Source organism: Pradoshia sp. (assembly GCF_051873915.1).
Classification (GTDB): Bacteria; Bacillota; Bacilli; order Bacillales; family Pradoshiaceae; genus Pradoshia.
Genome location: NZ_JBJEFJ010000077.1, coordinates 1 through 16,492, shown reverse-complemented (window position 1 = coordinate 16,492; position 16,492 = coordinate 1). Strand labels below are relative to the sequence as shown.

Here is a 16,492-nt window from a genome sequence, read left to right as displayed (position 1 = left end):
TGCAGGTCATGACAAATACAACATTTAACCGCCATCGGAGATTACGCAAAAACAGTGCGATGAGAGCGCTCGTACGTGAAACGCATCTTCATGTAGATGATTTTATCTATCCGATCTTTATCACAGAGGGAGAGAACCAAAAGAATCCAGTTTCATCAATGCCAGGTGTGTTCCAATTCTCTTTGGACCGCATGAAGGAGGAGCTGGATGAGGTTGTATCATTAGGGATTAAATCGGTCATCTTATTTGGGGTACCGGATGATGCAGATAAAGATGAATGCGGAACAGGTGCATTCCATACCCATGGAATCATCCAAAGAGGAATCCGTTTTGTGAAGGAGCAGTATCCAGAGCTGCTTGTTGTTGCGGATACATGCCTTTGTGAGTATACAAGTCATGGCCATTGCGGCATCGTGGAGAATGGCACCGTCTTGAATGATGAAAGCCTGGAACTCCTCGTGAAGACAGCAGTCAGCCAAGCAGAAGCAGGCGCAGATATCATTGCACCTTCTAATATGATGGATGGATTTGTGACAGCGATTCGTCAAGGCTTGGATGAAGCGGGTTATCAGGATATTCCCATCATGTCCTATGCGGTTAAGTATTCATCTGCCTTTTACGGTCCCTTCCGTGATGCGGCGAATTCTGCCCCCCAATTCGGCGACCGCAAAGCCTATCAAATGGATTATGCGAACCGGCTTGAGGCGCTTCGCGAGGCAGAATCTGATGTGGCGGAAGGAGCAGATTTCCTTATCGTGAAACCGGCGCTTGCCTTCCTTGATATTATTCGCGATGTGAAAAATAATTTTAATTTGCCGCTTGTCGCTTATAATGTAAGTGGAGAGTATGCAATGGTTAAAGCAGCAGCCGCCAATGGATGGGTGGATGAAAGAGGAATTGTGATGGAAACGTTAATCGGCATGAAACGGGCCGGCGTTGATCTCATCATCACCTACCATGCCAAGGATGCTGCAAGATGGATCAAAGAAACAAATTAATCCGATAGTGAAAAGGAGTTTAGGCATATGCGTTCATATGAAAAATCAAAGGAAGCCTTCAAGGAAGCTGTACACCTGCTGCCTGGCGGAGTAAACAGCCCTGTGCGTGCATTTAAATCAGTTAATATGGATCCAATTTTCATGGAGAGAGGAAAGGGCTCCAAAATCTATGACATTGATGGAAATGATTATATTGATTATGTCCTTTCATGGGGACCGCTTATTCTCGGACATGCCAATGACCGGGTTGTTGAAGCGATTAAAAAGATTGCTGAAACAGGGACAAGCTTCGGTGCGCCGACCTTATCTGAAAACAAATTAGCTCAGCTTGTTATCGATCGTGTTCCTTCCATTGAGATGGTACGCATGGTTTCATCCGGAACGGAAGCGACGATGGCTGCGCTTCGCCTAGCAAGGGGATATACGGGCCGAGACAAAATTCTTAAGTTTGAAGGATGCTATCACGGACATGGGGATTCCCTTCTTATCAAGGCTGGTTCAGGTGTGGCAACGCTTGGTCTTCCTGACAGCCCGGGAGTGCCTGAGGGAATCGCACGTAATACGATTACCGTTCCGTACAATGATCTTGAGAGCGTGAAATATGCGTTCGAACAATTTGGCGAAGACATCGCCGGTGTAATTGTTGAGCCGGTAGCCGGCAATATGGGGGTTGTTCCGCCTCTTCCTGGATTCTTGGAAGGTCTGCGTGAAATCACGGAGAAAAACGGCACTGTCCTGATCTTTGATGAAGTCATGACTGGATTCCGTGTGGATTACAACTGTGCACAAGGCTATTTCGGTGTAACGCCTGATTTAACCTGTCTTGGAAAGGTAATCGGCGGGGGACTTCCTGTTGGTGCGTTCGGCGGCAAAAAGGAAATCATGAGCCAGATTGCGCCAAGCGGTTCCATCTATCAAGCTGGCACGCTATCAGGAAACCCAATGGCAATGACAGCGGGCTATGAAACATTGGCTCAATTAACAGAAGAAACCTATCAAACCTTCATTAAGAAGGCTGACCGTTTAGAAGAGGGCTTCATGGAAGCGGCTGAAACATACAATGTTCCGCTTACATGCAACCGGGCAGGCTCCATGATTGGCTTCTTCTTCACGAATGAGCAGGTGAAGGACTATGAATCTGCGAAAACGTCTGATCTTCAGTTCTTTGCGGAGTATTATAAACAAATGGCGGATAATGGCGTCTTTCTTCCTCCGTCTCAATTCGAGGGCGTCTTCCTATCAACGGAGCATAGTGATGAGGATATCGAGAAAACCATTCAAGCAGCCCAAAAAGCGTTCAAGGCGATTAAAGGGTAAGTGGAGAAAGTGACTGTCCCATAATCATACGTTAAATTAATTTTGTTTGAATTTGGAAAGATAAAAGGTTAATGAATGCTTTTCCTCAGACTGTAGACCAAATCCATTATTGATTTGATCTACAGTTTTTTTGTGCTTGCACTCCATCAGGTTTATTGTAAGGGATGTCCACTTCTACCTGTCTGCAAATAAAGTAAAAATCATCGTATATTGATTCAATTCCTTTTCTGTGAAGAACGCATGACGTTGCCCGGCTTTCGACAAACAGAAGAGAATAAAATCATCTATGTAAGGTGCAGGGAAAGATTGAAGGATAATGAAAAACAAGAGGCTAGGACATAAGTATTTCAGCCAATGATAAACTATCGTCTAATTGTTCGGATTTTTATTTGTTGATTTTCCATGCATTAGTTGATTGTGGCTTTCTAATATCAGTGACTAGTGGAATGGAGCAAAATGCACTCGCTTTCCGCGGAGGGAGAAAGGCTTGAGCCTCCTCGGTGCACACACCTGTGGGGTCTCAGCCTTTTCTCTACTTCCCGCAGGAGTCGAGTGCATTTCGCGTAATGGAACGGATTTATCTTTCCAACTGCTGTTGAATAGGAAGAAGAAGTTTTCGTTATTGAGGATCATTTATTTCGTTTTGTCCGAGCCTCTTTTTCTAGATGGAATTAGTCTTAAATTCGGCTTAACTTTTGATTGAACAAATGACAGGAAGGGTATATTATTAAACATAACTATAAACGAAAAAACCAGAGAGCCGTTAACTCTCTGGCGGCAACTACTGCGAGTGGTATGCCCATTATGCTATTTCTTGGATGAAGAACCACCCTTTTGCTTTGGCCGGCACGGGGTGGTTTTTCGTTTGCCCTTCAGCTGAAGATTAGCAAATCGCATGGCGATGCCTGCAGCAAAGGTCGTTAGAAAGATCGTTGCTGTATCTTTGGCTAAAGTTTGCAGAAAATCCATTGGCATATCACCTCCCTTCCCTTTTTAAAATAAGGAAAAGAAAGTGCATACCACCCGCACCGAGTAGTTGTCCCTTATTATACCATATTCCTTTATTCGGCATGGGAAATGTTAGGTGTTAAACGACTTGCGTTTCGGTCACTCTTCTGTAATCCTGTTCATAATTTCAACGATACCCGCATAGGCTTTAAATGACATTTAGATGAAAAGGGTTGGAAGGAGGAACAGGCATGTCTCCAGAAAATACATCGTATTTACGATTTTCATTAGAAGAAAATGTGTGGTTTCAAAGCGGACAGGAAGTTAGCGAGCTTTATTCCATCTCACTTGAGCCGAATGTATCTGTGCATGAGGTGGAACAGTATGTGATTTTGCGAGGAACATTGGATCTTATGGGGGAATACAAACCACAAGAGGGCAATATCGAACCCAAAGAGGATGAATTGAACCGCCGCTATGTCTCCATCACGGACCAACGGGAGGATACGTATGAATTCCAGCATCACTTCCCTGTCGATATTACCGTTCCGGCTGAGCGGGTACAGGACCGGAATGAACTGAGTGTAGGTGTCCAAAGCTTTGATTATCAGCTCTTGGAGGATGGCTGTTTACATTTAACGGCGGAGCTTTGGATTACTGGTATCCAAGAGGAATTATTAATTGAGCGTGAAGAAGTGGAGGAGCAAGAAGAGGCTGAAGAGGCAGCAGAAGCCATTCTTCCTGAGGCAGCTGTGGAATACAGGGAAAGTGAGGCAGAAACGGAGGAGTCACCGGAGGAAATTCTCATTGAAGCAAAGACCGAGGAGCTGCCGTTATACCGCTCAAGTACAGAGGTAGAGGCTGAGGAGGAGGAATATGAAGAGGAATTGACTCCATTCAGCTTTCCATCCTATCCTACCTTTGGCAAAGAGTCCTCGAATGAGGATGATTTTTATGCGGAGGCGAGAATTCCTGTTGAACAGCAGGAGGCACAGGAGGACGAGGAGTTCGATGAGGATAGGGATTTCCTGAATCATATGCCAACAACGAACGAAAGCAAAGAGCCGCCGCAGGCATCGTATACTCCGAGAGAGGAGTACTCAAGAAATTATCCAAAGAAAGAGGAACCGAAGGAAGAATATAAGAATACTGGTAAGGCAGAGTCTAAATCCCTGCTTTATGATTTATTCACCGCTGAGGAGGAGACCAGGCAGGCTAAGTTGAAGGTCTATATTGTCCAAGGAAATGAGACGATTGATAGTCTGGCAGACCGTTATCAAATCAGCGCTCAGCATATCGCTCGGGTTAACCGAATCGGGGAGATTGATAGTTTAAGAGCAGGCCAGGTCATCTATATTCCAGTTACCGCTTCATCCAATAAATCAACTGAGTAAATGAGAGGGCAGAGTGCACAAATTCCTGTGGCTCTGCCCTTTGCCTAATAGGCACGAGGAGAAAGGGTGCCATTATGATGTTAAGAGCGGATGATAAATGGCTGGCTGATTATTTGCAGAATTATCAGCTGGAGCTTGAGTTCTATGAGGATTTTGGAAAAGTTAAAAAGGTTTATACGAACAATGGCATTTTTGCCGTTAAGACAATCAAGGCTAAAAAAGGCTTTGATTTCATCAAAAATATCCAAACTCTCTATCAAAATGGATATAACCGCATTGTGCCGATCTTCCCAGCAATTGATGGACGGTATGCGGTTCTGCATAATGATAAGCTCAGCTATCTTATGCCCTGGCTGCCTGATGAGGTGGTGGAGGAAAGAGATGAACGTCATCAGCAAATGTTCCGTGAGCTGGCACGTATGCATACCATTTCATCGAAGGAATCGAGCATCCCGTCCCAGGAGAGGCAGGAGCATTATGAGAAAACCCTTCAGGAGTGGGAGGAGCAGCGGGAATTCTTGCTTGAATATATGAATACAATTGAGAAGAAATGGTATATGTCACCGTTCGAGCAATTGTTCTGTCTTTGTTATTATGACGTCTCACAGGCCCTGACCTATTCTATGAATAAATTTAAGAAGTGGTATGAGCAGACGAAGGAGGAAGAAAAGGTCCGTAATGTCATTACACATGGGCATGTGTCCATTCACCATTTCTTATACAGTGAGAATGGGTACGGACATTTCATCAATTTCGAGCGAACCAAAATAGCACCTGCGTATTTTGATCTATTGCCATTTGTTGTGAAGCAATTGAAAACCTATCCAATCCAGTCGGCGGAAACGGTGGAGTGGATTAACGGGTATTTTCGCTTTTTCCCTTTCAAGGAGGGAGAAATGCTTCTTTTCATGTCTTATATGGCCTATCCTGCAAACTGCCTTAAAATCGTCGACCAATATTCAAGGAAGATATCTGGAAAGGATGAAATGGACTATTGCCGGAAGTTTCAGCGGCAGTATTGGTTATTGAAGAATATCGAATATATCATTATGAGAATGGAACAAATCGAGGAAAGCAAGAAGCCGAAGGAACAGGATGATTGATTGGGCAGCCGAATAAAGGGCTGCCTTTATTAATGGACAGAGAAAAACCGGGCAGTCTGCCCGGTAAATCAAAGCATTAGATGATTTCAAAGTGAAAGGCGAGTACAAGGCCGATTAGGAAAAAGAGCAGAAGCAGGTCAAAGATGCTCGGGAGGAAAAAGGTGCGGATTCCCTGAAATACGGTTACCGGAACAGCAAATTGACGCGTCACATTAATGGTGTTCTGTATCCAAGGAGGCAGGCTGTACCTATTCATCCTTCGTCTCATGCATACATTCCCCCTTTCTTCTAGTCTATTCAAGGGGCTAGGCTTTTGTGCGGATACCTAATTGAATAAATTATATAAATTTGGGAAACAATGATTGACGACAGGCTGCATACTTATGTATGATAACAGTATTAAATTAATCCAAATGAAAAGCTTTGAATGGGAAGAGTACGCGGCAGAAGGCTGTTAGAGAGAGGAATCCACCGGCTGAAAGATTCCTTCAGTAACCAAATCCGCAGAAGGTCGCCCAGGAGCTGTTTTCGTGAACCTGTTGAAAGTAGCGAGAACCGGTGAAGAGCCGTTATGATGAATGAAGAGCCGGAGGCATGCTTATTCAGCATGTGCCGGAATGAAGGTGGTACCGCGAGACTAACCGTTTCGTCCTTTTGATAACAGAAGGATGGAGCGGTTTTTTTTATTTTCCAGGACCCCAAAATAGAAGAAAGAAGGAGAATGAACATGAGCGAAGAACAAAAAGAAATTGGCATGCCGACGAAATATGATCCGCAGTCAATTGAAAAAGGCCGCTATGACTGGTGGCTTGAGGGCAAGTTCTTTGAAGCTGGCCAAGATCAAGAGAAGGAACCATATACAATCGTGATTCCGCCGCCGAACGTTACGGGCAAATTGCACCTTGGTCATGCATGGGATACAGCTCTTCAAGATATTTTGACAAGAATGAAGCGAATGCAGGGCTATGATGTCCTTTGGCTTCCAGGAATGGACCATGCCGGTATCGCTACCCAAGCAAAGGTAGAAGAAAAGCTTCGCGGACAAGGTACCTCCCGTTATGATCTTGGACGTGAGAAGTTCGTTGAAGAAACATGGAAATGGAAAGAGGAATATGCCGGCCATATCCGTGAGCAATGGTCGAAGCTGGGACTTGGACTTGATTATTCCCGTGAGCGTTTCACCCTTGATGAAGGTTTATCTAAAGCGGTTCGTGAAGTTTTCGTTACCCTTTATGAGAAAGGCTTAATCTACCGCGGCGAATACATCATTAACTGGGATCCTTCCACAAAAACAGCCATCTCTGATATCGAGGTTATTCATAAGGAAGTGAAAGGCGCGTTCTATCACATGAATTATCCGTTGGCTGATGGTAGCGGTCATATTGAAGTCGCAACAACGCGTCCGGAAACAATGCTTGGTGATACAGCTGTTGCGGTACACCCGGAAGATGAGCGCTACAAGCACTTAATCGGCAAGACCTTGATTCTGCCAATCGTTGGACGCGAGATTCCAATTGTTGGTGATGAGTATGTTGAGAAAGACTTCGGTTCTGGTGCCGTTAAGATTACGCCGGCACATGACCCGAATGATTTTGAGGTAGGCAACCGTCATAATCTTGAACGTGTTCTTGTTATGAATGAGGATGGCACGATGAATGCGAAAGCCGGCAAATACGAAGGCATGGACCGCTTCGAATGCCGCAAGCAAATCGTAAAGGACCTGCAAGAGGCAGGCGTTCTCTTCAAGATTGAGGAGCATATCCACCAAGTGGGTCACTCCGAGCGCAGCGGTGCGGTAGTTGAGCCATATCTTTCCACACAATGGTTCGTTAAAATGGGACCTTTGGCAGAAGAAGCAGTTAAACTGCAGGAGACAGAAGGCAAGGTACAATTTGTTCCTGAGCGCTTCGAGAAGACGTACTTGAACTGGATGGATAATATCCATGACTGGTGTATCTCCAGACAGCTATGGTGGGGCCACAGAATCCCTGCTTGGTACCATAAGGAAACAGGTGAAGTATATGTTGGCCGAGAGGAGCCGGCAGACATTGAGAACTGGACGCAGGATACAGATGTCCTTGATACTTGGTTCAGCTCCGCATTATGGCCGTTCTCTACAATGGGCTGGCCGGAGAAGGATGCAGAGGACTTCAAGCGTTATTATCCAACTGCGGCACTCGTGACAGGCTATGATATCATCTTCTTCTGGGTGTCCCGTATGATCTTCCAAGGTCTTGAATTCACGGGCGAGCGTCCATTTAAAGATGTACTCATCCATGGTTTAGTACGTGATGAGCAAGGCCGTAAGATGAGTAAATCCCTTGGAAACGGCGTTGACCCAATGGAGGTTATCGACAAGTACGGAGCCGATTCCCTTCGTTACTTCTTAACGACTGGAAGCTCCCCAGGACAGGATTTGCGTTTCAGCTATGAGAAAGTGGAATCCGTTTGGAACTTCGCAAACAAAATCTGGAACGCTTCCCGCTTCGCACTAATGAATATGGACGGAATGACTTATGATGAAATCGATTTGAGCGGAGAGAAATCTGTTGCGGATAAATGGATCTTGACACGCTTGAATGAAACGATTGAAACCGTAACAAGGCTTGCTGATAAATATGAATTCGGTGAAGTGGGCCGTGCCCTTTACAACTTCATTTGGGATGACTTCTGTGACTGGTATATCGAAATGGCTAAGCTCCCATTGTATGGTGAAGACGAAGCAGCGAAAAAGACAACTCGTTCTATCCTAGCATATGTGCTTGATCAAACGATGCGTCTGTTGCATCCGTTCATGCCGTTCATTACAGAGGAAATCTGGCAGAACCTTCCGCACGCGGGCGAATCCATCACAACGGCTGCATGGCCGGTTGTTAAGGATGAACTGACAGATGAGAAAGCATCCGATGAGATGAAATTGCTTGTTGAGATCATCCGCACTGTTCGTAACATCCGTGCAGAGGTTAACACGCCGCTCAGCAAGAAAATCAAGCTTTCCTTAAAAGCGAAGGATGCGGAAACAATGGCTGTCCTAGAGAAGAACCGCAGCTATATCGAACGCTTCTGTAACCCAGAGGAACTAACCATTGGAACGGATATCCCGGCTGACGATAAAGCGATGACCGCTATCGTGACAGGTGTTGAATTAATCCTTCCTTTACAAGGGCTTCTCAATATTGAAGAAGAACTAAAACGACTTCAAAAAGAGCTCGATAAATGGCAGAAGGAAGTCGAGCGCATTGAGAAAAAACTCGGCAATGAAGGCTTCATGAAGAAAGCACCTGAAAAAGTTATTGAAGAGGAAAGAGCGAAATTGGCTGATTACCTTGAAAAACGTGAAGCAGTCCAAAATCGTTTGAAAGATCTAGAAGAACTAGCTTAATATTGGCTTAATGATGACACCCTGTTCGAATATGAGCAGGGTGTTGTTATAGGGAATGGAGTGATTAGGATGATTCAAAGCTATGAGGACGCACTTGCCTTTTTGAATGAGCGTGCAGCCAAGCTTGGGATGGACTTTGGTCTTGAACGCATGGAAAGGGTGCTTGAGAGAATTGGAAATCCAGAAAGAAAGCTTCCGATGGTTCATATCGCCGGCTCGAATGGAAAGGGGTCGACCCTTGCCTTTTTGAAAGAAATCTTGATGACAGAGGGATATGATGTTGCCTCCTTTACTTCTCCTTATTTAGAAAAGGCGAATGAGCAAATAAGGATTAATGATGACATGATTACGGATGAAGAGCTCGTTGATTTATTGAATGAACTAATGCCTATCTTGAGGGAGGCCGATGATGAAGGCAGTTATTTAACCACCTTTGAAATCTACACGATCCTAGCCTTCATGTATTTTGAAAGAAGACACCCGTCCATTGCTTTGATTGAAACTGGGCTCGGAGGCAGGCTCGATTCGACAAATGTTATTACCCCTATGCTTGCCATTATTACAAGTATCTCTCTTGAACATACGCAAATCCTTGGAAGCACCCTTGCTGAAATTGCTGTAGAGAAGGCTGGAATTATTAAAAAAGGCATTTCGGTCATAACGGGGGTTGAATCAGCGGAGGCGATACAGCCTATCATGAATAAAGCGGAGGAAGAACATGCTGAATTATATCGAATTGGCATGGATTTCTGGCCGGAGAACCGTGTACTTGAGGAGGGGGAGGAAGGCTTTGATTTTTGTTCGAAAGAGCTGAACTTTTCCGGGCTCACATTACGGATGCTCGGTCGGCATCAGCTGAACAATGCGTCATTGGCTGTTCAGGCTTGCGTGCTGCTTGATAGGAAATATGATTTCCCGGTGAGGGAGGCGAGTATCCGTTCTGGATTGCTGAAGGCGAGATGGGAGGGGCGCTTTGAGCAGGTTTCAAGCAATCCAGCCGTCATTCTTGACGGCGCCCATAATCTTTCAGGTATGAAGGTGTTGCTTCAAACGATAGAGGAGCGATATAAGGGAAGGAGAATTCACTTTGTCTTTGCAGCCCTGAAGGATAAGGATTATCAGAGGATGATCAAAGTGATTGAACGAAGGGCTGACAGCATTACCTTTACACAAACAAGGATGGAGCGGATGAATGAAGCGGAGGAATTATTTAAGACAAGTATCCTTAAGGAGAAATATATTGAAGAGAATTGGCAGGATGCGATTAGAAAGGCCTGCAAACGAATGAGAAAAGAGGATGTGTTAGTGATAACCGGCTCTCTTTATTTTTTGGCTGAAGCCCGACCGTTTCTGATTCGTGACCAAAAGTAATTTTTGATGACATGAGCTTTAATGACGAAAGAGCATAGGAAAAATGACTATCAGACTTAGGACCTTATTATTTAAAACATTATGTGACATTAATCGGAATATTTGATAAAATATGTTGTGTATATGGATAATAATACCTAAATAGGAATGGGGTGGAAGGAGGGCGGATAGCCTTATACACGCTATGACTGTTCGTTTCCCCTATTCCTTTTTATTAGGCTTACCATCTTGGCCTCCAATGTATTGAGTCCTCCATGCTTACAGAGACGGTTGAATTTTACGTTAAGAAAATAACGGCAAGTGTGGATCACAGGAGTAGATGAGCGTTTGTTCCGCAGGATGGTGTCCCTGCTTATCAGTGTGATGTGGTGGAAGATTGTATATTTCGAGTGTGTAGAACTACATAACTTTTATATGGTATTTTTTCAGGGGGAAGGGAGTGCAAACAGATAAGCTAAGGGGAAAAGGCCAACGGTGCTGTTTCGCTATTCTGGCGTTGGTACAAATAAGAAGAATGTTGAGGTATGATTATTTGATTCTGCATTATTCAAACGACAAAATGGAGAATATTTCGAGGATTTAGCAGATAAATCCCCAGTAACCTATTTTCAATAAGAGGATTGAGCTTTAATACATACAGTTAGTCTTAATGAAGCAATGTAATTATTCTATTATTAATAATGGAGTTAAAACGGCAGCAAATTTGCAAGAGACAATATTAAACTCATAGGAGAAGATGGCTAATAAATGATTACTCTTACTCTACTAATCTTCCTCGCCGGCCTCATCCTTGGCTCCTTCTATAATGTAGCTGGTCTGAGGATTCCGGCAAAGGAATCAATCGTAATGCCGAGGTCGGCTTGTCCGTCCTGCGGCCATACCTTGGCACCTCTTGAGTTAGTGCCTGTCATTTCGTATCTCGTTTTGAAGGGGAATTGCCGCAAATGCGGTAAGCGTATTTCTCCGCTTTATCCCATCATAGAGCTAATGACGGGGCTGCTATTTGCAGCAGCTCCGCTCCTGCTCGGATGGAGTATGGAGCTTATCATTGCATGGGCATTGATTTCGCTTATGGTAATCATTTTCGTATCAGATATTATGTACATGCTTATTCCAAATAAAATCCTGCTTTTTTTTACCATTGTTTTTTTATTGCTTCGGATATTCATCCCATTAGACCCGTGGTGGGATCCGCTTGCAGGAGGGCTTGCTGGTTTTATGATTCCATTTTTCATTGCCGTTATCAGTAAAGGCGGTATGGGCGGCGGGGATATAAAGCTGTTTTCCTTAGTCGGCTTTGCGATTGGGCTGAAAGGAGTACTTCTTTCTTTTATATTTGCAACGCTTTTGGGTGCGATTTTTGGGGTGGCAGGCTTAATTGCTGGATTGGTAAAGCGAGGAGAGCCAATGCCTTTTGGTCCATTCATCGCGGCAGGGACTATTTCCGCTTATTTTTTTGGACAGGATGTGCTTGATTGGTATTGGCGTTTTCTATAAGGGAAGTTAAGGCAGGCTGCCGATGCAGTTGTCTATGCATCTAGTATGATAAGGTGGTCGTGATTCCCATTCCAAGGGAAATCAATGGATATGATACTTGGAGTATGGGAGGGTGGTTTTCTTTTGTATAAGTGATATCACAATACGGTCGGATTGTGAAGGAACAAAGGAAATCCTCTTTGCTGCTTAAAGAGAGCGCGGTCATCTTCTTAGAATGCCCGCTACAGTAGGTCGTTTGAATGCAGGTGAACATTCCCATTCCAGACTAATCATTTAATCTGTGAAACATTTACTTTAATTCCTTATATTTTTCTCATTCACAAATCATTCCTCTGAGTATCAGGTTCTCGAAACAGGCAAAAAAGGCTGCATATTATTTTTCAATAGCAACCCTTTCTGTTTTATCCCAGATAACTGTTCCGTTTCTCTTGTCTTTCATCATCAACACAAGTCCCCGGACTAATAAGAAAATGAATAGTTGAGCGTATGTGAAGTACATAAGTGATGCAGCTAATACGTTTTTCGCTGATAACTTCTTGTCATACCAAACCGCGCACAGTAACTGGATTGTGTAGGTCAGATAGGCAAGAAACCAGAAGAAAAGATAGTTAATTCCAGAGTTAAAATTGATGAAACCGAACAATCCTAATATAAACAAGATATTGGAAGAGAGAAGAAGGCCGCCAAAGATAACGTAAATAGTAAGATAATAAGTAAGGTGTATAATGCAAGGCTTCTTCCACCAATTTTTTTCTTTGAAGAACTTGAACATAATGTACAGGTTTCCTTGCAGCCAACGAGTCCTCTGTTTCATTAAAGCTTTTAAAGTTTGTGGCTCCTGTTCCCATGTCTGAGAATGAGGGTCAACAGCAATAACATATCCTTTAGACGAAAGGCGAATAGTTAATTCTGCATCTTCAGCTAAAGCGTATGGGTCATATGCACCAAGGTCCGTTATGATGCTTCGTTTTAATAACATATTGGTGCCGGGTAAAGAGCCAATCCTATGTAATGCATAACGGCCAGATTGCATAATCAATTGGAATGTTTTGAATTCTATTGCTATAAACCTTGTAAGCCAGTTATTTTGATCGTTTAAAGTTCTTACACAACCAACTGCCCCAGCAGCATTTTCTGTGTTCATTGTAATTTCCATCAAGCGAATAGCTGCATCGGGATTAGGTCGATTGTCAGCATCATATACAATGAAGTATTCTCCATCAGAAATGGATAAACCATAATTTAATACTCTGCTTTTTCCTCTTGGTTCATTGCTCTCAGGTACTTCGATGTGATGGATGTGAGCATATTTATTGGCGAAGAATTCTGCTATCTCACCGGTCTTATCTTGAGAATTGTCATTCAGAACATAAATTTGTATATTTCCGGGATACTCAAGCTTGGCCATTGCTGATAAAGTATCCTTCATAACAATCTCTTCGTTATGAGAAGGGATTAGTACATCAAGTGAAGGGTATTCAGCCAGCGGATTAAGCCTTTTTGCTTTTTTTCGTTGGAATAAACCTACGACTGTAAGTACGGTATAGTATAGAAGAATGATCCAAAAGATGATGTTGGTAGTTAGAAAAAATACTTTCATGACTTACTCCTTAAGGAAGTTCTACTAAACTCAAAGGGAACAGCTCTTGATTGGAGATACACCATTTATTATGGCTGCCACTTACTTGATAGAATGTGTTTGGCAGTATTGACGATAATGAGACTCCTCCAAGTGATAATTATTGCTTTACCACCAATGTAAAACTCATGAAACATATAAATATTACCAATGATTTTTATTACTTTTGACTTCTGTTTGCTTTTGCGAAAATGTCCATCATCAAATTGGTAAGGAGACCAGGTAACCTCTATATATAATAGCAAGGAAATCGATTCAAGAAACCGGTATTCAAATGACCCGTTTGGAGTGGCGCTAGAAGATTATTTCGGGTAAACATTGACCCGGATACCGGGATGAAGTGGAAGGCAGAGATGAATCCGCCGCTTGTTTTATTTATGGTCCGCGTATGCTTCATAGGGATGAAGAGCATGCGGGAGATGTGGAGGCCTAGAAATTTGACGAAAGCTTTTTGGACAAGACGACAAGAGTCTTGTTCTTTTTTTGGCGGTGGATGATAAGATGGTCTAAAACGCGGAGGCCATGCAATGGACAAGCCAACACGGGAGAGAACAATCATTGTTAATGTGAACGGGGAGCAAAGGGTGTACAAATGGATATCGAGTGAGGATCCGGACATAAGGGAAACCCTTGAACAGGTGGCCAGCAGTGTGGAGGAGGAACCGGAGCCTCCGCTTTGGATTGTCCCTGGCGGGGGTGAAGAGAAGGCCACAATAGATGGAGGGAAAAAGCCAAAGAAAACATGGACATTTGGGAAAATTAAACCCAGTAAGAAGCGGTTGTTCGGAGTGGGTCTGCCTGTTCTTGTGGCCCTTGTCACAGGGACGGTGTTCGGAATTATTGCCCTAAAGATGGTTCTCTTTGGCGGGACCGGTGAGAAAGTGGGACAGCAGCAGTCAGGCTTGCCGACCCTCGGTGCGGCTGTTTCAGAATCTGGAGGTCAGCCTGTCAGCAAGGAATGGACAGCCTTCATGGTTCAGGGTGGAGTATACTCCTCGAAGGAAGCTGCCGAGGAGCGGGTTCTTCTTCTTGAGGAGGATGGATACTCGCCAATCATTTTAAAGCAGTCCGACCAATGGTATATTTACCTCGGTACAGCTGGCAGCCTTGAGGATGCGAAGCAATTAGCCGTGTTCTTTAACAAGAAGGGAACTGAGACGTTTTGGAAGGAAGTCCAATTCTCAGGGAAAAGCCGTCAAGGCTACACGAAAGCAGAACAAAAAGCCATTCAAGCGATGCTTCTTAATGTGCAGCAATACGATGCTGTTACAGCGAAGCATTTAATGGGTGATAAGACATCTGCGCCAAAGGCAGAAGCATTCTCATTAGAAAAGGTGCCGGATAATTTGCAAAATATGTACAATTTAAATTCCAGCATGAAGAAGCTTTGGACTCAATACGAGCAGGAGTCAAAGCCAGAGCTATTGATGCAGATTCAGCAGTGTACCCTCCAATTCGCTGTTGAATGGAGCAAATTGTGAATTTTATTTCTTGGGAAATAATCATCTTTAAAGGGTGAAGCTACCCTGAAAAGGCAGAGAGTGGATGATGCCGCTCTTTTTTCTTTTGTGTGGAAGCAATAGGGAATTGAGAAAGGTGTCGCATTCTGTTAGGATTAATATGTATCTCCCTATCTAAACTTTTCATAGCAGGTGACAAAATGAATCTAATCTTAGCTTCTTCTTCCCCAAGAAGAAAGGAATTACTCGAACTTCTCGGCATCCCCTTCCAGGTGAAGGCAAGTGATGTGGAGGAGACCTATCAGGATGGACTGCAGCCTCATGAAATCGTTATGGAATTGGCGCGCATAAAATCAAATGCAATCGCTGAAACTACCAAGAACTCCATTGTGATAGGTGCAGATACAATCGTCGTCTCAGACGGAAGAGTGTTGGGAAAGCCCAAGGGTAAGGCGGATGCTATCTCCATGCTGACGCAATTATCCGGCAAGGTCCACCAGGTCTATACAGGTGTGGCTCTTGTGAAAGAAGGCCGTACCCATCTTTTTTATGAGAAGACAGATGTTGAATTTTGGCCATTAGACACGCAGGATATTGAGCAATATGTGTTGACAGGAGAGCCGTTTGACAAAGCGGGTTCCTATGGCATTCAGGGATATGGTTCCTTACTCGTTAAAAGAATAGAAGGAGATTATTTCACGGTTGTAGGATTGCCCGTTTCAAGGCTGAATCGGGAGCTGAAGGACATCATGCATACGTAAAGGCCCCCGCTCCGTCAATGGAATGGAGGATGATATGGATACGCAAATTATGATTCGGGATTACCCGAAGGATGAACGTCCGCGTGAGCGATTCCTGCAATACGGAGGAGAAAGTCTCTCCAACCAAGAATTACTTGCCCTTCTCCTTAGGACAGGGACGAAAGAGGATTCCGTGATGGTCTTGGCCAACCAGCTTCTGACGAGGTTTGGCGGTTTAAGACTCCTGAAGGAATCCACAATTGAAGAAATGACTGCGATCAAGGGAATAGGGGAAGCGAAGGCAGTCCAGTTGGCTGCTGCGATGGAACTTGGCCGCAGAATAAGCAATCTGACGAACGAGGAACGGTATGTGATCCGGTCTCCAGAGGATTGCGCCAATTATTGCATGAATGATATGCGCTTTTTATCTCAGGAACATTTCGTCTGCCTTTATCTAAATACCAAAAACCAAATATTGCACAAGCAAACCATCTTCATCGGCAGCTTAAACGCCTCTATTGTCCATCCCCGAGAAGTCTTCAAAGAAGCTCTCCGCAGGTCAGCAGCATCTATTATATGCTTGCATAACCACCCCTCAGGTGACCCGACCCCAAGCCGAGAAGATATTGAAGTGACGAAACGC

The 16,492-nt window shown here is 44.0% G+C and carries 13 protein-coding genes and 1 other annotated feature; of the genes, 10 read left to right on the top strand and 3 right to left on the bottom strand.

The genetic code is table 11. The features are described from left to right. The first annotated feature begins 8 nt into the window (after positions 1–8). Entirely contained in the window at positions 9–998 is a 990-nt protein-coding gene (gene hemB, locus ACI35L_RS07420) for a porphobilinogen synthase (RefSeq protein WP_049669991.1), read from the top strand. Between the two features lie 27 nt (positions 999–1,025). Continuing rightward, positions 1,026–2,315: a glutamate-1-semialdehyde 2,1-aminomutase gene (hemL, locus tag ACI35L_RS07415; RefSeq protein WP_439802574.1), complete on the top strand. Its 1,290-nt coding sequence runs from the start codon at positions 1,026–1,028 to the stop codon at positions 2,313–2,315. 807 nt (positions 2,316–3,122) lie between these two features. On the opposite strand, the gene ACI35L_RS07410 is transcribed toward hemL, so the two are convergent. Next, complete coding sequence (locus ACI35L_RS07410) at positions 3,123–3,284, bottom strand: hypothetical protein (RefSeq protein WP_197089903.1); 162 nt, start codon at positions 3,282–3,284, stop codon at positions 3,123–3,125. A gap of 230 nt (positions 3,285–3,514) precedes the next feature. Here ACI35L_RS07410 and spoVID point away from each other — a divergent pair, with 230 nt between their 5' ends. Continuing rightward, positions 3,515–4,657, top strand: coding sequence for a stage VI sporulation protein D (gene spoVID, locus ACI35L_RS07405; protein WP_049669993.1), 1,143 nt, complete (start codon positions 3,515–3,517; stop codon positions 4,655–4,657). 74 nt (positions 4,658–4,731) lie between these two features. Further along, a complete protein-coding gene (gene ysxE, locus ACI35L_RS07400) occupies positions 4,732–5,760 on the top strand; it encodes a spore coat protein YsxE (protein WP_049669994.1) in 1,029 nt (342 codons plus the stop codon). A gap of 76 nt (positions 5,761–5,836) precedes the next feature. Here ysxE and ACI35L_RS07395 read toward each other — a convergent pair whose 3' ends face one another. Beyond that, positions 5,837–6,028: a hypothetical protein gene (locus ACI35L_RS07395; protein WP_049669995.1), complete on the bottom strand. Its 192-nt coding sequence runs from the start codon at positions 6,026–6,028 to the stop codon at positions 5,837–5,839. A 146-nt stretch (positions 6,029–6,174) separates the two neighbouring features. After that, positions 6,175–6,417 (top strand) — a binding site (T-box leader). A 70-nt stretch (positions 6,418–6,487) separates the two neighbouring features. Between ACI35L_RS07395 and ACI35L_RS07390 the strand changes: the two genes are divergently transcribed. The 3 genes from ACI35L_RS07390 (at position 6,488) to ACI35L_RS07380 (ending at position 12,010) form a co-directional block, all read left to right on the top strand. Further along, positions 6,488–9,142 (top strand): valine--tRNA ligase, encoded by a 2,655-nt coding sequence (locus ACI35L_RS07390; protein ID WP_049669996.1) that lies wholly within the window; start codon positions 6,488–6,490, stop codon positions 9,140–9,142. A 69-nt stretch (positions 9,143–9,211) separates the two neighbouring features. Next, positions 9,212–10,513, top strand: a complete 1,302-nt coding sequence (locus tag ACI35L_RS07385) for a bifunctional folylpolyglutamate synthase/dihydrofolate synthase (RefSeq protein ID WP_439802573.1) — start codon at positions 9,212–9,214, stop codon at positions 10,511–10,513. Between the two features lie 747 nt (positions 10,514–11,260). Beyond that, positions 11,261–12,010: a prepilin peptidase gene (locus ACI35L_RS07380; protein WP_439802572.1), complete on the top strand. Its 750-nt coding sequence runs from the start codon at positions 11,261–11,263 to the stop codon at positions 12,008–12,010. Positions 12,011–12,383: 373 nt separating this feature from the next. Here the strand turns inward: ACI35L_RS07380 and ACI35L_RS07375 are convergent, their stop codons facing one another. Then, complete coding sequence (locus ACI35L_RS07375) at positions 12,384–13,610, bottom strand: glycosyltransferase family 2 protein (RefSeq protein ID WP_439802571.1); 1,227 nt, start codon at positions 13,608–13,610, stop codon at positions 12,384–12,386. Positions 13,611–14,176: 566 nt separating this feature from the next. On the opposite strand from ACI35L_RS07375, the gene ACI35L_RS07370 reads away from it, so the two are divergent. The 3 genes from ACI35L_RS07370 to radC form a co-directional block, all read left to right on the top strand. Beyond that, positions 14,177–15,130, top strand: coding sequence for a hypothetical protein (locus ACI35L_RS07370; protein WP_439802570.1), 954 nt, complete (start codon positions 14,177–14,179; stop codon positions 15,128–15,130). Positions 15,131–15,309: 179 nt separating this feature from the next. After that, the gene (locus tag ACI35L_RS07365; RefSeq protein WP_049670001.1) at positions 15,310–15,870 is read left to right on the top strand and encodes a Maf family protein; all 561 of its coding nucleotides are present in this window, start codon (positions 15,310–15,312) and stop codon (positions 15,868–15,870) included. A gap of 34 nt (positions 15,871–15,904) precedes the next feature. After that, on the top strand, positions 15,905–16,492 hold a 588-nt coding region (gene radC, locus ACI35L_RS07360; protein WP_439802569.1), incomplete at its 3' end, for a RadC family protein.